Origin of the sequence: Nocardia sp. NPDC060220, from assembly GCF_042727815.1 — a bacterium.
GTDB lineage: Bacteria > Actinomycetota > Actinomycetes > Mycobacteriales > Mycobacteriaceae > Nocardia.
Genome location: NZ_JBHWZY010000001.1, coordinates 21,279 through 35,980, shown reverse-complemented (window position 1 = coordinate 35,980; position 14,702 = coordinate 21,279). Strand labels below are relative to the sequence as shown.

Annotated in this window: 19 protein-coding genes; 10 read left to right on the top strand and 9 right to left on the bottom strand. The window is 67.4% G+C overall.

Annotation, left to right across the window (positions count from 1 at the left end; translation table 11 throughout):
- The 5 genes from ACFWF3_RS00185 to ACFWF3_RS00165 form a co-directional block, all read left to right on the top strand.
- A partial coding sequence (locus tag ACFWF3_RS00185; RefSeq protein WP_379311846.1) for an SdpI family protein occupies positions 1–370 on the top strand: 370 nt, incomplete at its 5' end.
- A 613-nt stretch (positions 371–983) separates the two neighbouring features.
- On the top strand, positions 984–1,277 hold the full coding sequence (locus ACFWF3_RS00180; RefSeq protein WP_378989232.1) for a hypothetical protein: 294 nt from the start codon (positions 984–986) through the stop codon (positions 1,275–1,277).
- A gap of 75 nt (positions 1,278–1,352) precedes the next feature.
- Positions 1,353–1,661, top strand: coding sequence for a hypothetical protein (locus ACFWF3_RS00175; RefSeq protein WP_379311845.1), 309 nt, complete (start codon positions 1,353–1,355; stop codon positions 1,659–1,661).
- A 497-nt stretch (positions 1,662–2,158) separates the two neighbouring features.
- Positions 2,159–2,410 (top strand): hypothetical protein, encoded by a 252-nt coding sequence (locus ACFWF3_RS00170; RefSeq protein WP_379311844.1) that lies wholly within the window; start codon positions 2,159–2,161, stop codon positions 2,408–2,410.
- A gap of 112 nt (positions 2,411–2,522) precedes the next feature.
- Positions 2,523–2,858, top strand: coding sequence for a hypothetical protein (locus tag ACFWF3_RS00165; RefSeq protein ID WP_379311843.1), 336 nt, complete (start codon positions 2,523–2,525; stop codon positions 2,856–2,858).
- A gap of 89 nt (positions 2,859–2,947) precedes the next feature.
- On the opposite strand, the gene ACFWF3_RS00160 is transcribed toward ACFWF3_RS00165, so the two are convergent.
- The 4 genes from ACFWF3_RS00160 to ACFWF3_RS00145 are packed head-to-tail and all read right to left on the bottom strand — an operon-like array spanning position 2,948 to position 7,366.
- Complete coding sequence (locus tag ACFWF3_RS00160) at positions 2,948–3,976, bottom strand: aminotransferase class I/II-fold pyridoxal phosphate-dependent enzyme (RefSeq protein ID WP_379311842.1); 1,029 nt, start codon at positions 3,974–3,976, stop codon at positions 2,948–2,950.
- The gene (locus tag ACFWF3_RS00155; RefSeq protein WP_379311848.1) at positions 3,973–4,986 is read right to left on the bottom strand and encodes a 3-oxoacyl-ACP synthase III family protein; all 1,014 of its coding nucleotides are present in this window, start codon (positions 4,984–4,986) and stop codon (positions 3,973–3,975) included. The genes ACFWF3_RS00160 and ACFWF3_RS00155 overlap by 4 nt, the downstream gene beginning before the upstream one ends.
- A gap of 2 nt (positions 4,987–4,988) precedes the next feature.
- A complete protein-coding gene (locus ACFWF3_RS00150; protein ID WP_378989227.1) occupies positions 4,989–5,648 on the bottom strand; it encodes an SRPBCC family protein in 660 nt (219 codons plus the stop codon).
- Positions 5,645–7,366, bottom strand: coding sequence for a thiamine pyrophosphate-binding protein (locus ACFWF3_RS00145; RefSeq protein ID WP_379311841.1), 1,722 nt, complete (start codon positions 7,364–7,366; stop codon positions 5,645–5,647). The genes ACFWF3_RS00150 and ACFWF3_RS00145 overlap by 4 nt, the downstream gene beginning before the upstream one ends.
- Positions 7,367–7,506: 140 nt before the next feature.
- On the opposite strand from ACFWF3_RS00145, the gene ACFWF3_RS00140 reads away from it, so the two are divergent.
- The 3 genes from ACFWF3_RS00140 (at position 7,507) to ACFWF3_RS00130 (ending at position 9,892) form a co-directional block, all read left to right on the top strand.
- On the top strand, positions 7,507–8,034 hold the full coding sequence (locus ACFWF3_RS00140; RefSeq protein WP_378989225.1) for an EXLDI protein: 528 nt from the start codon (positions 7,507–7,509) through the stop codon (positions 8,032–8,034).
- A 119-nt stretch (positions 8,035–8,153) separates the two neighbouring features.
- Positions 8,154–9,113, top strand: coding sequence for an ATP-binding cassette domain-containing protein (locus ACFWF3_RS00135; RefSeq protein WP_379311840.1), 960 nt, complete (start codon positions 8,154–8,156; stop codon positions 9,111–9,113).
- Positions 9,110–9,892, top strand: a complete 783-nt coding sequence (locus tag ACFWF3_RS00130) for an ABC transporter permease (protein WP_378989223.1) — start codon at positions 9,110–9,112, stop codon at positions 9,890–9,892. Before ACFWF3_RS00135 ends, ACFWF3_RS00130 begins: the two co-directional genes overlap by 4 nt.
- Before the next feature lie 52 nt (positions 9,893–9,944).
- Here ACFWF3_RS00130 and ACFWF3_RS00125 read toward each other — a convergent pair whose 3' ends face one another.
- The 3 genes from ACFWF3_RS00125 to ACFWF3_RS00115 form a co-directional block, all read right to left on the bottom strand.
- Positions 9,945–10,643: an anti-sigma factor family protein gene (locus tag ACFWF3_RS00125; protein WP_379311839.1), complete on the bottom strand. Its 699-nt coding sequence runs from the start codon at positions 10,641–10,643 to the stop codon at positions 9,945–9,947.
- Complete coding sequence (locus ACFWF3_RS00120) at positions 10,640–11,149, bottom strand: sigma-70 family RNA polymerase sigma factor (RefSeq protein WP_067455024.1); 510 nt, start codon at positions 11,147–11,149, stop codon at positions 10,640–10,642. Before ACFWF3_RS00120 ends, ACFWF3_RS00125 begins: the two co-directional genes overlap by 4 nt.
- Before the next feature lie 67 nt (positions 11,150–11,216).
- Positions 11,217–11,855 carry a YqgE/AlgH family protein gene (locus ACFWF3_RS00115; RefSeq protein WP_378989221.1) on the bottom strand — a complete coding sequence of 213 codons (639 nt, stop codon included), beginning with the start codon at positions 11,853–11,855 and terminating at the stop codon, positions 11,217–11,219.
- Positions 11,856–11,960: 105 nt separating this feature from the next.
- On the opposite strand from ACFWF3_RS00115, the gene ACFWF3_RS00110 reads away from it, so the two are divergent.
- Complete coding sequence (locus ACFWF3_RS00110) at positions 11,961–12,719, top strand: lysophospholipid acyltransferase family protein (protein ID WP_378634992.1); 759 nt, start codon at positions 11,961–11,963, stop codon at positions 12,717–12,719.
- On the opposite strand, the gene ACFWF3_RS00105 is transcribed toward ACFWF3_RS00110, so the two are convergent.
- A complete protein-coding gene (locus ACFWF3_RS00105; RefSeq protein ID WP_378634994.1) occupies positions 12,713–13,024 on the bottom strand; it encodes a GNAT family N-acetyltransferase in 312 nt (103 codons plus the stop codon). The genes ACFWF3_RS00110 and ACFWF3_RS00105 overlap by 7 nt on opposite strands.
- A 158-nt stretch (positions 13,025–13,182) precedes the next feature.
- On the opposite strand from ACFWF3_RS00105, the gene ACFWF3_RS00100 reads away from it, so the two are divergent.
- Entirely contained in the window at positions 13,183–14,319 is a 1,137-nt protein-coding gene (locus tag ACFWF3_RS00100) for a glycerate kinase (RefSeq protein ID WP_379311838.1), read from the top strand.
- A gap of 3 nt (positions 14,320–14,322) precedes the next feature.
- On the opposite strand, the gene ACFWF3_RS00095 is transcribed toward ACFWF3_RS00100, so the two are convergent.
- Positions 14,323–14,667 carry a winged helix-turn-helix transcriptional regulator gene (locus ACFWF3_RS00095; protein ID WP_379311847.1) on the bottom strand — a complete coding sequence of 115 codons (345 nt, stop codon included), beginning with the start codon at positions 14,665–14,667 and terminating at the stop codon, positions 14,323–14,325.
- Positions 14,668–14,702 lie beyond the last annotated feature (35 nt).

Here is a 14,702-nt window from a genome sequence, read left to right as displayed (position 1 = left end):
GGTCGCGATTGTGACCGGCGTGCTCGGACTGCTCGGCAAACTGCCCCGCAACCGCTTCCTCGGTGTCACCACCGAAGCCGCGCTGCACAGTGACGACAATTTCCGCATCGCCAACCGCATCGCCGCCCCCACCTCCGTCGGCGCGGGCGCCCTGCTGTTCGCCGGCGGACTGGTCGTGCTGGTCGCCGGTGGTCTTGCGAGCGTCGGCGTAGCCGCGCTCGTCGCGGTCATCGCCATTTTCACCCTCGGCGCAGGCGCCAACGCCGCCGCCCGCACAGTAGAACCCCTCCTCCCGCCCGCCCCCGTCGGCGGCTGCGGCTCCTCCTGCGGCGGCTGCTCCCTCCGCGACACCTGCGCCCCCGCCAACTAACCCTCTAGCGGCAGGGTCCTGCGTTCCGGTACAACAGGAGGCAGGACCTTGATCGGGGGGAATTGTGAAGGTTGTTGGGGCTGGGCTTGTTCTTGCGCTGATCGGGGCGATCACTACCGGCTATTCGGCGACCGCGGGGATCGTGCTGATTGTCGTCGGGGCGGTCGCTGTGGTGGTCGGTGGCGTTCTCGCCTTTCGCGATCCCGGAGGTTCTCGGAAGTCGAAGCGGTGGTGGGCCGCGGGGTCGACCGCGGGCGGGGTCAGCTGGTTCGGTGACGGCGGCGGGCAGTCGCACGGCGGCGGTGGGGGAAACAGCGGCAGCGGCGGGCACGGCGGCGGCGGTTGTAGCGGTGGCTGCGGAGGCGGCGGGTGTGGGGGTGGCGGCGGCGAATGATCGCTGACCGCACCCTCGTCAGTGGTTGAACCACAAGGGGATTGCAAGGACGCGCGGTTACGGTCGGCCTCGACATACCGAAGGTAGGGCTCGTGCGTCTCAGCAATGTCGCCGCCACTGTTCTCGCCTTCTTGTCGGAGGGCTCGGCGTGGTGGGAATCGTGGCCTAGGTAATTCGGTGTCGCCGGTCTGCGGCGGCGCTCATCTCGGGGGAGGAACCATGGTCTTTGTCGTGGCGTTCATCGTCGCTGTAGTCGGGCTGTTGCTCGGCGGTGGTATCGGAGCAGTGCTGCTGGCTACCACGATCGTGCTGGTGCTGTTCGGGCTCGTCATGCTCGGTGCCACACCGGAAGCCAGAACCGAACGCGACGCGGCCGCGGTTCGTCGGGCGCGTCGGCGTGCGACGTCGGGGCAGGTGCGGCGTGCGACGAGCCGGAGACGGTCGGCGTGGTCGAGTGGAGGTGGCCGCAGTGATTCGTCGAGCGGTGACTATTCGTCGACCAGTGGTGATTGACGGTCGCCGCTGCGACATCGTTTCGCACGGAAAGCGTTCGGGTACAACGTAGTAACAACTGATCTGGGGGGAATCATGAAGGTATTCGGGCTCGGACTGGCACTGTTCTTCGTCGGATTGTTCATCGGCGCATTCGAACCGGCGCTCGGTGTGCTGGTCATCTTGGTCTCGGTGGGCTTCATCGCGACCGGTTGTGTCCAGCTCAACCGCGCGTCCGGACAACGACAGACGCACTCCGGCGGCCGCCGCGATCGGGGTTGGGCCGCGGGCGGAGCCGCTGCTGCGGGCACGTACGGCTCCGGCGACAGCGGTAGTAGCGGAAGCAGTTGCGGCGGCGGAGGCGGCGGCGGTTGTGGTGGGGGAGGCGGCGGCGGGGGCTGCTGACCGGGCGTTCTCACCGTTGGTCGGCCGCAAGGGGATTGCAAGAACGCGCGGTTACGGTCGGCCTCGACATACCGATCCAGGTAGGGGGTCCCCATGAACTTCATCGATGTGATCGCCACGTTGCTCGCGATCGTCGTAGTCGCAGTATTTGCCGTTCTGGTCATCGGAGGTCCGGTGGTGATCATCGGGATGATCATTCGGGCGACCGATACCCCGGCCGACAGGACCAGGCGCGCGCAGCGGACCGCGAATCTACAGCGGGCGCGCACCCACTCGCGGGCACGGCGCTCGGGCTCGAGTGGCTGGAGCTCCACGGACAGCAGCTGGTCCAGCGGCAGCGCCTGGTCGGCGAGTAGCGACTCCGGATCCAGCAGCGGCAGCAGTTGCGGCGGCGGCAGTAGCAGCAGTTGCGGTGGGGGAAGTAGCTGCGGTGGGGGAAGTAGCAGTAGTTGCGGCGGCGGCGGAAGTAGCTGCTGATATCTGAACGGACAATCTTCATGCTCTACGGTGCGGGAATTCTGGTAGCTCTGGTCGGGCTGATCGCCGCCAGCCATTCGCCGCTGGCCGGCCTCGGCCTGCTGGGCTTCGCTGTGACACTGCTGACGATCGGCGGTGTGCTGAGTTTCCGGAATTCGCGCCGCTTGCGGTCGAAATACCAGCGTCTGCGGATCGATACCGGCGGCAAGGCCGGTCGACGAGGGATCGACGACGCGGACTCGCTGAGCGCGACCTACGGCGGCGGCGACTGAGGACTGGTTGCCGCGTCGGGCTGCCTGAAAGCGAATTGCAAGGACCAGCGATTACGGTCGGTCCAGACATACCCGGTCGCACCACGCGTTCGACATTCGCAGGAGGTTTCCGATGGCAGCTACGCGTTCTGACCTGCGGGGGAGCAGGGAGTACATGGCCGGGGCGCTGGTGCTGCTGATTGTCGGGCTGATCTCCGCGGCATACGGATGGATGTTCACGGCGGCGATCCTGTTCGGCTCGCTGGTGTTCTTCGTCATGGGCGTCACCCGGGTCGTGCTGCGGCCGAAGCGGGGCACCGGTGGCGCTGCGCGCAGGTCGGGATGGCTTGCCGCGGGGAGTGCCGGTGCCGGGTTCGCCGGGACCGGTGATGGTGGCAGCGGGGGTAGCTGTGGTGGCGGGAGTGGGTGCGGCGGCGGGGGCGGCTGCGGTGGTGGCGGCGGGTGCTGAACCGCGGATGACCGGGACCTGGTGGAGGGGGCCGGGTCCCGGTCGTGGTGACCCGGCCGGTGGCCGGGTCGGGTTCCGTTGTCGAAGGGTTACCGCAGGTCGACGAGGGCGGCGTGGACGGCGTGCCCGGCGGCGGGATCGCCGACCGTGATGCGAGCGCTGCCGTCCGGGTAGGCCTTCGCTTTGATACCGGCGCGGCGCAGGGCGGTGGCCACGCCGGGTCCGGGTAGGTAGAGGAAGTTCGCGTGACTGGGCGGTACGTCGATTCCGCAGGCGCGCAGAGTGATTCGCAGGCTGTCGCGTTCGCGGTTGATGCGGTCGACCCGGTCGCGGAGTTCCGTGCCCGCCGCGTAGGCGGCGCGCACCGCGGCGATGGACGCGGTGGGAGTGCCGAAGGGCAACTGCTGGTGGCGGATTCGTTCGATCAGTTTTCCGCGGCCCACGCAGTAGCCGATCCGCAGCCCGGCCAGTCCGTACGCCTTCGAGAAGGTGCGCAGGATCAACAGATTCGGGTGACGGTGCAGCAGGGTGTGGATATCGAGACGGTCCGCCGGATCGAGGAATTCGACGTAGGCCTCGTCGAGGAGCACCGGTACGCGCTGCGGTATCGCGGCGAGGAAGGAGCGAACCGCTGTCGCGTCGAGGACGGTTCCGGTCGGATTGTGCGGGCGGCACAGCACGACCAGGCAGGTGCGCCGGTTCACCGAGCGGCGCATGGCGGTCAGATCCTGATTGCCGCCGGAGTCGAGGGGGATCGGGACAAGGGTCATCCCGGCCATCTCGGCCATGATCGGGTAGCCGTCGAAAGTGGGTGTGCCGGTGAGAAGTTCACCGGTTCCGAGCGCCCGCATCACCTGCATGGCGACACCGGTGGCCCCCGCGCCGACCACCACATCGTCGGGCGAGACCCCGAGGTGGTCGGCGATCACCCGCGGCAGTTCCTCCGGCAGGAACTCCGGATACCGGTTGGCCTGGGTGAGCGCGGCATTCACCGCTGCCAGCACGGAGGGCAGTGGGGGAAAGGGGTTCTCGCTGAGACCGAGGTCGAACAGCGTGGGTGTCGCCGTGGCATGGAACCGACGGGAGGGGATCGTCGGTTCCACCAGCCGCACAGTCATCGCGCCGCGCCCCAGCGAATAGCCGCCGCACCGGCGAAATCACCCGCGTGCGCGAACGCCGACAGCAGAACCACCGACCCGTTGCGCAACCGGCCTGCTCGGTTCTCCGCATCGAGAGTGACGGGAATGCCCGCGGCGAACAGGTTTCCGCACTGGTCGAAGGTATCGGGATGACGTTCGGCGGGCAGCTCCAGCGCGTCGTGCCAGTTGCGCAGGAACAGCCGGTTCGGCTGATTGGTGACGAAGGTGTCGATATCGCTGCTCTTCACTCCGATCCGTTTGCAGACCTCCAGCGCCACCTCCGGCACCAGCCGATTGCCACGCGCGAACACCTTGGTGATCTTGGATTCGGAGAAGCTCACGCAGCCCTGGCCCTCGCCCGGCTCCCAGTACTTGCGCGGACCGTTCGTGGAAAAGTCCATGTCACCGGCGAATTCGGGATAGGTGCGGGTTTCGATATCGAGGATCGGGCCCGAATCATCCTTGCGCAGCAGGCCGATTCCGCACCCGTCGCCCGGCACCGGCGCCTGCGCCAATTTCCGGATATCGGGCTGGGTGAACACCGGGCCCGCACAATTCTGCGCGGCGACGATCAGCGCGGTCTTCGCCTCGCTGGTGGCCATCATTATCCGGGCCATCGCCATCATCTGGACGAACGCGGCGCACCCGCTGTTGTGCACGTCGAGTACCTGCGACGGACGAGCGCCGAGCCGGCGAGCCAGTTCGGGGCCCGCGCCGAGCACCGGATTGTCGGGCAGTTGGGTGTGGGTGATGATGATGTCGATCTCGGACGCGAGGTCGGCGCCGTGGCGTTCGCGCAGCTGGGCGAAAGCCTGCTCGGCCATGTCGACGGCGGTTTCGTCGCGGCCGATGTGATGACGGCCGGTCGGCGAACGGAACATCACGTTCTTCGCCATCCGCTCCGAGCGGGAGAACTGGGTGAAGTAGTCGGTCGGGATGGGGTCGCCGGGCAGATAGCTCGCGACGTCGATCAGACTCACCTGCGGCATGTTCACTGCATCCACTCCGGCTTGATCGGCAGCCCGTTGGCCGCGCGGTATTCACAAATGGCTTTGAGGTTGTCCAGCTCGAGCTGGTGTCCGGCGGAGAACATCTCCCAGAAGTCGCCGACCCAGACGGGCCGCTTCGGCGGCGCGGTTTCGGGGTAGCCGTTCTCGTCGTAGAAGGGGTGCTTGCAGTTGATCCACGTCACCACCGAGCCGGGTTTGTTGAACACCACCTGGGCGTCGACCACCCGCATCAGGTAGATCATCCAGAGGTGCTCGGACTGGTCCCACGCGCAGTGATAGTCGACGGTCATCGCGTCGGGATGGGCGACGGTGCGGGTGAAACACTTGGTCGCGTCACCGAGACGGTCGTAGGACAGCCACAGGCCGGGCTCCTCGGTTTCGGTGAATCCGCGCAGGCTGTAGGTCCATTCCTCGAGCGAGCGGGTGTCGGCGAGGTATTCGTAGACCTCACGCGGCGGGGCCGCGATGTAGGTCTGCACGGGGCAGTAGTCGCCGAAGATCTGGTCGTGCGGATACACCGATCTCAGCATGTCCATGATGATCGGCGTTGTGGTCTCGCGGTCGGAGTTCTCGATGCGGAGGACGCCGGGCACCACCTCCTCGGGGATGTCGGACAGGGCAGGCAGGGCGCTGGTGGTCACGGTGTGCTCCTGGATGATTCGAGGGCTGACAGAAAGGGGAGGAAAGGCGGGACTTCGTCGGGGTCGCAGAGGATTTCGAGGAACGACGGCCCGGTGGCGGCGAAGCTGAGATCCAGTGCGCCGGACAATCGGGGGGCGTCGGAGACGGTGCGGGCGGGCAGCCCGGGGAACATGGCGGCGATGCCTGCTCCCAGATGTGACGGCTGAAAACGGTTGAAGCTGTAGCGGTCCCGGTAGTAGAGCTGTTCGCGGGTGACGCACATGGCGTGCGCGTTGTTGTTGAACACCACGAAGGTGATGGGCAGGTCGTGTTCGATCGCGGTGTGGATTTCCATGCCGTGCATGAAGAACGAGCCGTCACCGGCGATGACGACGGTGCGGTGCGGGCCGTCGGGCGCGGCGCGGCGGGCGAACGCGGATCCGATACCCGCACCGAACGCGTAGCCCATTCCGCCCATCCCGAGTGCGACCGTGAAACGTCCGCGCTCGGGTACCCGTAGGTAATGCACCACTGAAGCGCCGGTGTTACCCGCGTCGGCGAAAATGTCGGCGCCGTCGGGCAGCACGCGCTGGATCGCCTCGATGACGGTGCGATAGCGCAGGCCGGGTCCCGCCGCTGCGGGGACGGGCATCGGCGTGAGCTCGGCGGAACCCCGGCTTGTTGTGGCCCCCGCTCCGATGTCGGCCAGCAGCGTCGCGATGGTTTGCGCGAGATCCGCGCTGGTGGCGTGGGTGGCCGCGAGGTACGGCGCATGTGCGCCGATGCTGAGGACCGGCAGGTCGGCGAGGGCCGCGTCGAGCCCCGCGCGGGCAGTGACCGGGAGGCGGGTGCCGACGAGCAGGCAGGCGCTGGCCGCCGACAGGGCTTCGACCAGCTCGGCATGGCCCATGCTGCCCGCCACACCGCAGTAGCCGGGACCGGTGTTGGAGTACACGTCCTTGGCATCGGGGGCCACACCGATGGCGGCATCGAGTGTGGCGACCAGTTCGGCGAGTTCCGCACGGGCATCGTCGCGGGCGACCTGATCACCGGCGATGATCACCACTTTCCCGGTGCGCTGGGCGTTGGTGAGTTCGGTCGCGATCGTGTGCGGAGATGTCGCTGCCGGCGAAATCGGCGAGGCGCGATCTGGCCGTACTCCGTCGGATGGGGTCACAACGGCGTCGAACTGTCGCGCGACGATGACATCCGGCATCAGTTGCTGCTGAACATCTTTCGGTATCAGCAGCACCGCCGGTCCACCACTCTCCGCGGCTGTGATCGCCGCGGCGAGCTGTGCGGGCAGCTCGAGCGGATCGGTCACCCGAGCGCAGTACTTGCTGATCGTCGCGAACAACGCTGTCGCGTCGATGGATTCGGACAAGCCGCTCGAATCCTGAAACGCGCCGAGACCTTCCAGGCTGGTCGGCGGCTGTCCGATCAACGCCAGCACCGGAACCCGGGAGGTGAACGATTCGGCAAGTCCGGCAACGAGATTCACCGCACCACCGCCGGACGTGGCGGCCACGACACCCAGCCCGCCGGTGCTGCGCGCATATCCGTCGGCCATGGTCGCCGCGGAGAACTCGTGCTTGGCGACGATGCCGGCCGGTGCGCCGCCGGCCTCGAAGATCGCGTCGTAGAGGTCCTCGATATTGGCGCCGTCGACGCCGAAGATCTGGGTGATTCCCCGGTCGGCTACCGTTCGTACCAGGTAGTCCACCACTCTGTCCGGCATCGGACCTCCTTCTCCGCGACGAAATGTGACGCCGTGGTGCACCGCGTCTGATGGGGTTACGAGGCGCGCCGAGGGGGAGTTCAGAGGGTGGGTGAAAACCACCCCTTGTGTGTACGTACACATATACGTATAGTGGGTTCATGCCCAACAAGACGATCTACGTAGCCGACGACGATCTCCCCGTGTTCCAGCGGGCGCAGGAGCTCGTCGGCGGAAACCTCTCCAGCACCGTGGTCAGCGCGCTGCGCAGGCTCATCGAACTGGAGGAAGGTCGTGAGGCCGGCTTCGAAGAAGTTGTCCTGCAGGTGGGTCGCGACGGTGTCCGGCAGGTGCGCTTCCAGGGCGTGCTGCTGGGTGAATGGCGCGATGTCGGCGACAAGCGGGTGCTGCACCAGCAGGTCTACCGCAGCCGCAAGGGCAAGCTCGTGCTCCACACGCACTCGGCGCTGTGGTCGGAATACCCGACCGGGGACGCCGCGGGCGACATGAAGGACTGGAAGTACTGGCGCCGCATGTTCGGCATCGGTGACCGGCCGTGGGACTGGGGCGACTACGAGTACGAGATCCTCGACGACCTGAAAGCCCTGAAGGATCGCGTGCCCGACAAGCTCTATCGCAAGGTCGAGGACATCACCGCGCACCCGCAGATCGAGGAACTAGACATCTAGCTCCGTCCTCGGACGAACAACCGCACACCGCACACATCAACCGCAGCCCCTGGGGGCTGTGTCGATAACTCATGCACTTATTCGCAGCAATGAATGTAATCCTGTGGAAAGGGACGATCATGGTCAACTCGGCCATCACAGCACGCGGTCTCCAAAAGGCCTACGGCGACAAAACAGTTCTCGACGGCATCGACATCACCGTCGCCGAGGGCACCGTGTTCTCGTTGCTCGGCCCCAACGGCGCGGGCAAGACCACCACCGTGCAGATCCTCACCACACTGATCGCCGCCGACGGCGGCGAGTGCACCGTGGGCGGCCATGATGTGGCGACCGACCGAGGCGGGGTGCGCGAGCTGATCGGCGTCACAGGACAGTTCGCCGCGGTCGACGAGCTACTGACCGGCCGGGAGAACCTGCACATGATGGGGGATCTGAACCATCTGCCGCGCCGCGAGACCCGCACGCTCGCCGACGAATTGCTGCAACGTTTCGACCTGGTCGAGGCAGCCGACAAGCCCGCGAGCACCTACTCCGGCGGCATGACCCGCAGGCTCGATCTGGCGATGACGCTGGTCGGCAATCCGCGGGTGATCTTCCTCGACGAACCGACCACCGGCCTCGATCCGCGCAGCCGTCGCTCCATCTGGGAGATCATCCGCGGCCTGGTCGACGATCTCGGCGTCACCGTCTTCCTCACCACGCAATACCTCGAGGAGGCCGACCAGCTGGCCGATCGCATCGCGGTGCTCGACAACGGCCGAATCGTCGCGGAAGGCACTGCGGCAGAACTGAAGCGCCTGATCCCCGGCGGCCACATCCGCATCGACTTCACCGATCAGCCCGATGTGGACGCCGCTCAGCGCGCGTTCGGCTCGACGGCGAAGGTGGTCGAGGGCACCGACGGGCTGACCCTCGCCGTGCCCAGCGACGGCGGCGTGCGTTCCCTGCGTGCCGTCCTCGACCTCCTCGATGCCGAAAACATCGAAGCGGGCGGCATTTCCGTGCACACCCCCAACCTCGACGACGTCTTCCTCACCCTCACCGGCCGCGCCACCATCGAGCAGGAGTCTCTGCGATGACCACTCAGATCAAGTCCAAGTCCTACGCCGTCGCCGACACCATGACGATGCTGCGGCGCAACATGATTCACGTCAAGCGCTATCCCAGCATGACGTTCAGCATCATCATCATGCCGATCGTGCTGATGCTGGTGTTCAAGTACGTCTTCGGCGGGGCGCTCGAGAAGTCCTCGGGCGGTAGCTATATCGACTATCTGGCGCCCGGCATGATGCTGCTGTTGCCCGCCTACCTGACGGTGTCGGTAGCGGTCTCGATCGCCACCGACGCGAGCAAGGGCATCGTGAATCGCTTTCGGGTGATGGCGATCTCGCAGTCGTCGGTGCTCACCGGGCATGTGCTCGGCGCGCTCATCCAGGCGATGGCGGGCGTTGTCGCGATGACCGCCGTCGCGATGCTGGTCGGCTTCCGGCCGAACGCGAACGTCGTGGAGTGGGTCGGCGCGTTCGGGCTGCTCGCCCTGGTGACCTTCGCCTTCACCTGGCTCGCCATCGCGCTCGGCCTGCTCTCGCCCACTCCCGAAAGTGCCAGCAACGCACCGTTTCCCATCGTGCTGCTGCCCTTCCTCGGCAGTGGTCTGGTCGCCACCGACACGATGCCGGTCGGCATGCGTCAGTTCGCCGAATACCAGCCCTTCACCCCGATCACCGAGACGCTGCGCGGACTGCTGATGGGTACCGAGATCGGCGCCAACGGCTGGGTCTCGCTGGTCTGGTGCGCGGTCATCGCCGGCGGCGGCTTCCTGTGGTCGAAGTCGATCTTCCGCAAGCAAGCGAAGTAGCCTGTCGCGCACACGGTCCGGTCTCCCCCGCGGAGACCGGACCGTGTCGCGTTCAGACCTGGGCGACCAAGACCGTCCGGCCGGAATCGACGGACGTGATCTCCACTGTGCTGATCGAATCCGGCGGGGCGTCGATGGTGCGATCCACCGTCAGCTCGGTGCCGGGGCCCGCGGGCCACCGGTCGAGTTCGAAGCGCTGCTCACCCGCGGTCACCACCAGCCCGTAGGTGCGGGTGTAGCCGGAGCCGTAGGCGCTCGGCGCGTAGCTGCAGGTCATCACCAGGCGCGTGCGGTCACCGTCGCGCACCAGCTTCACCTGCGCGCTCACCGGCGTCTGCTCCACGGCCTGCATCTGCTGCTCCGCGACGATCTGCTCGGTCGGCGTCTCCGAGCGCGCCACGGTGACGGTCACCGGAATCGCGATCGCCACCGCTGCCGCGGCAGCCGCCACCGCGCTGCCGATACTCGTCCAGCGCCGCCGCCGCCTGCGCCGTTCGGCCGCCGCGGCCAGCGACGGGAGCAGATCGGGGACCTGTGACGGAGCCGGCTCGGGCGAGGCGATCATCGACAGTGCGGTATCGCGGTCGACCAGGGCGAGCATGCCCGGCATCCCGGACAGCTCGGCGACGGCCTGCTGGCAGGGCGCGCAACCGAGCAGATGCGCCTCGTATTCGCGCCGCTCGGCGGCGCCGAGCGAACCGAGGACATAGGCCGCGTCCCAGGTGCTGTACTCGTCGGCGAGGTCGGTCATCGGTTCGTCACCCCCATCTCCTGTAGCGCGAGTCGCATGGCGCGCATGCCGTAGTGCAAGCGCGATTTCACGGTCCCCGGCGGGATGCCCAGCTCGTCGGCGATCTGGGCCATGCCGAGGCCGCGATAGTAGGCCCGCACGATCACCTCGCGATGATCCGGGCTGAGCGTGCTGAGCGCGTCGGCGACCAGCCAGCCGTCGAGCGCCCGATCCGATTGGTCGGGGCTCACCTGCTCGGGTGGGTTGTCGGTGCCGAACTCGCGGCGGTGCCTGGCACTGCGATGCTCGTCGACCGCGAGATTACGAGCCACGGTGAACAACCAGGCGCGCGGTGAGGTCTCGGTCTGCTCCAGCACGGCCGGGCGTTGCCAGGCGCGCAGCAGAGTCTCCTGCACGATGTCCTCGGCCCGGCCGGGATCGCGTACCAAGCCGAGGGTGAAACGCCACAGCGCGGGTGCGTGCTCGGCATAGAGCGCGCGCATCAGTTCGTCGCGACCATCGTTCATCGGCGGCCCTGGTCACTGCTCGTCGAAATTCATATGTCACTCCTGCTCGTGTGAAGGAGTAACGGGATCAGTTGCGTTCGAGTTCAATCGGGTGTGTCGCCAGCAGGGCCAGCGGCAACGGCTGACGGCGCAAGACCGCGGACCACAGGTCGTGGCGGTCGGTGGCGATCGGATCCGACGGCAGCGCCGAGACCACGATCCAATCGTCGTTGTCGAGTTCGCCGTCGAGCTGGCCCATCGACCAGCCCGCGTAGCCGGCGAAGATCCGGATCTTGTCCAGGAGCGGTCCGATCTCGGCGGGGTCGGCGTCCAGATCGACCAGCACCACCCGGCCGTCGACCCGGCGCAGGCCGCGGATGTCGGAGATGTCGACGCCGGCGCGCAGCACCCCCAGGCACAGCGCCGCATCGCGTTTGACCGGGCCGCCGATGTAGAGATCGGTCGGGGTGGCGGCCAGGTCCGCCCAGGCGGGCAGCACATCCACGACCGGGGTCTCACTCGGCCGGTTCAGCACCACGCCGAGGCTGCCCGCGTCGTTGTGCTCGATCACATACACAACGGTGCGCCGGAAAGTAGGTTCCACCAGGTCTGTCGCGGACACCAGCAGATTGCCCGCGCGGACGTTCACCGCCGGCTGACCGCGCCGCCGATCGTCGCCGTGCCCGTCGCGAGTCCGGCGCTCGTCCGGGTCGTCTCCGCCTGCCACCGAGCCATCATCGCATTGGAGCGGCGGTACGCGCTTCCCGCGCAGCGGATCGGAACCGGAATTTCTTCGTGCGTGGACCCCGCGATCGACCGGTAGGGTCGCGCTATGCACTCGCCCGAAGTCCTGCTCGACGACAACGACGCTGTGTACGACTACTACCTGCGGCATCAGCAGAACAGGTGGAAGGCGCTTGCCTCGTACGCGGTGCTGGCCCGGCGGTTCCGGCCGCGCGTGACGTTCGCCGAGGGCGCGAAACAGCAGTTGAAGGCGCTGATCCGCAGCGGTCGGCCGGTGATCTACGCGATCAACCACCTCTCGACCAGCGACCCGTACACGGTCGCGGCGACGGCGTGGCGCTCACCGCTGCGCTCGAAGATCGGGCGGGTGCGGGTGCTGGCGAAGGACGAGCTCTTCCTCGATCCCGAGCAGCGGCGCAAGGTGGACATGATGGGCGGGATCCCGGTGTTCCGCGGCAAGGACCACGGCATTCGCGCGGTCAATGCCGCAGGTCAGCGGATGATGGATGTGTGCGCGCAGCGGCTGGCCGCCGGTGATCACCTCGCGATCTTCCCCGAGGGGACGTGCAATGAGGTAGATCACACCAAGGTGCAGGCGGTCGGCAGCGGAATCGGGCATATCGCGTTCCGGGCGGCCAAACTGGACGCCGCGCCCGCGCTGGTCGCCATGGGGATGAACTACGGGTCCTATGCGGCCGGTGTCGAACCGACCGCGGCCGAGGTGGTGTCGGGCAGCGCCTACTTCCGGGCGCCGATTCTCGAGTTGCCGCAGCGACCCGCCGACATCGCCAGGCTGGTCAAAGACGAGCTGCAACTGGCTGTCGACGGGGCCGTCGCGCGCTACTGAGGTAGACCGAACAACTCTCTGGCTCGTTGCGGGACGTAGGCGATGTAGTCGGGGCGGGTGGTGATGAAATGCAGGACGACCGGGCACATCGGCAGGACGCTGAAACCTTGGTCTCTGCTGGTGTCCAGCGCGGCTTTGACCAGGGTGTTCGCCAGTCCTCGGCCTTCGAATCGGGGGTAGATCTCGGTGTGCACGAGGGCGCGTTCGTCCCCGGTGTCCTGGTATTCGATGTAGCCGGCGGGTTGACCGTCGGCGGTGAGTTCGAACCGCTCGAGCGCGGTGTTGTTGCGGACCTCGGTCGCCATAGGTCGACGCTACCGTGTTCGGGAGGACAACCCACTGAGCAAATGAGAACATGGGTCACTCCCCGACCACCTGCGAGCCGTTGCGCGCCTGACGAAAGGCCGACAGCGAACGGTCGAGCTCGGAAACGACACTATGAATACACGGAGAGGCGGAACAGATGGCCGGCGAACCGCTTGTCGTGCTCGCTCCCGACAAGTTCAAGGGGTCGTTGACCGCGCCGGAGGTGGCCAGGGCTCTGGCCAGGGGAATCGCTCGGCGTGCGCCGAAGGCGCAGGTGCGGTGTGTGCCGGTGGCCGACGGTGGTGACGGGATGGTCGACGCCTTCGTGGCGTCGGGGTGGAAGCGGGTGGAGGTCGCCGCGCCCGGGCCCACGGGGGAGCAATCGACGGCGGTGTACGCGGTGCGGGGGGATATCGCGGTGGTGGAGTTGGCGGCTGCCGTGGGGCTGGTGAAGTTGCCCGGTGGGCGGCTGGATCCGCTGCGGGCCGATACGTTCGGGTTGGGGGTTGCCGTCGTGCACGCGCTCGACGGCGGGGCGAGGGAGATCGTGCTCGGGGTCGGCGGCAGCGCTTCGACCGACGGTGGGTCGGGGTTGTTGCGGGCGCTCGGGTTGCGGTTGCTCGATCAGGAGGGGCGGGAACTGGCGGGCCGCGGGGACGTGGCCGCGTTGCTCGAGCAGGTCGCCTCGGTGGATCGAGGTGGGTTGCATCCGGCGGTCGCGACGACGCTGTTCACGCTGGCCTGCGATGTGGACAATCCGTTGCTCGGGCCGGCCGGTGCGGTAGCGGTGTACGCGCCACAGAAGGGCGCCAGTGCTCGGCAGATGCTGAAACTCGAAGCGGGGCTTACCAACTGGGCGGCCGTGCTGGGCAGGGGATATGCGGAGATCGGTGGGGCGGGCGCGGCGGGCGGCACCGGGTTCGGGGCGCTCGCGGTGCTGGGCGCGCAGGTGCGCAGCGGGATCGATGTACTGCTCGAGCTGCTGGAATTCCCGGCCCTCATCGACGGGGCCAGGCTGGTAGTCACCGGTGAGGGCTCACTGGATCACCAGAGCATGCACGGGAAGGCGCCGGTCGGGGTCGCGGCGGCGGCGAAGAAGGCGGGCGTGCCGGTGATCGCGGCGGTAGGGCGAACCCTGTTGTCGCCAGGGGAGATTCGAGCCGCGGGATTCGCCGCGTGTTATCCGCTCAGCGACCTCGAGCCCGATCCGGCGCGCTCGATCATCGCGGCGGCCGACCTACTCGAACGCATCGGCGAGCGGATCGCCATGGAGCACTTGTGCCGGATGCGCTGACGGTTACAGCGCGATTCGGGAGGACGAAGGCTGCGGGGCAGTCGGCCGGGTAGCGGTGGCCAGCGCCTCGCGATTCTCGTCGCCCCAGGTCTCGAGCGGTTCCAGCGCGAGGCGAAGGGCCTCGCCGAGCGGGGTGAGCGAGTACTCCACCCGCGGCGGGATCTCGGGGAAGATCTCGCGGTGCACCACGCCGGTGCTCTCCAGGTGCCGCAGGTTCTCGGCGAGCACCTTCTCGCTCACACCCTCGAGCATCCGCCGGATCTGACCGAATCGCTGCGGCCCGGCGCCGAGCACCCACATCAGGTGCAGCTTCCATTTACCGCCGACGACGTCGATGGCCAGGCTCATACCGCACACATCGTGATCTGCGTCACTGCTCAACG

Bases quoted from the DNA above. Each gene is read 5' to 3' on its own strand.
- ACFWF3_RS00165 (WP_379311843.1), top strand. From the start codon at position 2,523: ATGGCAGCTACGCGTTCTGACCTGCGGGGGAGCAGGGAGTACATGGCC.
- ACFWF3_RS00125 (WP_379311839.1), bottom strand. From the start codon at position 10,643: ATGACCGACCTCGCCGACGAGTACAGCACCTGGGACGCGGCCTATGTC.
- ACFWF3_RS00120 (WP_067455024.1), bottom strand. From the start codon at position 11,149: ATGAACGATGGTCGCGACGAACTGATGCGCGCGCTCTATGCCGAGCAC.
- ACFWF3_RS00135 (WP_379311840.1), top strand. From the start codon at position 8,154: ATGGTCAACTCGGCCATCACAGCACGCGGTCTCCAAAAGGCCTACGGC.
- ACFWF3_RS00175 (WP_379311845.1), top strand. From the start codon at position 1,353: ATGAAGGTATTCGGGCTCGGACTGGCACTGTTCTTCGTCGGATTGTTC.
- ACFWF3_RS00100 (WP_379311838.1), top strand. From the start codon at position 13,183: ATGGCCGGCGAACCGCTTGTCGTGCTCGCTCCCGACAAGTTCAAGGGG.
- ACFWF3_RS00110 (WP_378634992.1), top strand. From the start codon at position 11,961: ATGCACTCGCCCGAAGTCCTGCTCGACGACAACGACGCTGTGTACGAC.
- ACFWF3_RS00095 (WP_379311847.1), bottom strand. From the start codon at position 14,667: ATGAGCCTGGCCATCGACGTCGTCGGCGGTAAATGGAAGCTGCACCTG.
- ACFWF3_RS00140 (WP_378989225.1), top strand. From the start codon at position 7,507: ATGCCCAACAAGACGATCTACGTAGCCGACGACGATCTCCCCGTGTTC.
- ACFWF3_RS00170 (WP_379311844.1), top strand. From the start codon at position 2,159: ATGCTCTACGGTGCGGGAATTCTGGTAGCTCTGGTCGGGCTGATCGCC.
- ACFWF3_RS00130 (WP_378989223.1), top strand. From the start codon at position 9,110: ATGACCACTCAGATCAAGTCCAAGTCCTACGCCGTCGCCGACACCATG.
- ACFWF3_RS00145 (WP_379311841.1), bottom strand. From the start codon at position 7,366: ATGCCGGACAGAGTGGTGGACTACCTGGTACGAACGGTAGCCGACCGG.
- ACFWF3_RS00105 (WP_378634994.1), bottom strand. From the start codon at position 13,024: ATGGCGACCGAGGTCCGCAACAACACCGCGCTCGAGCGGTTCGAACTC.
- ACFWF3_RS00180 (WP_378989232.1), top strand. From the start codon at position 984: ATGGTCTTTGTCGTGGCGTTCATCGTCGCTGTAGTCGGGCTGTTGCTC.
- ACFWF3_RS00155 (WP_379311848.1), bottom strand. From the start codon at position 4,986: ATGCCGCAGGTGAGTCTGATCGACGTCGCGAGCTATCTGCCCGGCGAC.
- ACFWF3_RS00160 (WP_379311842.1), bottom strand. From the start codon at position 3,976: ATGACTGTGCGGCTGGTGGAACCGACGATCCCCTCCCGTCGGTTCCAT.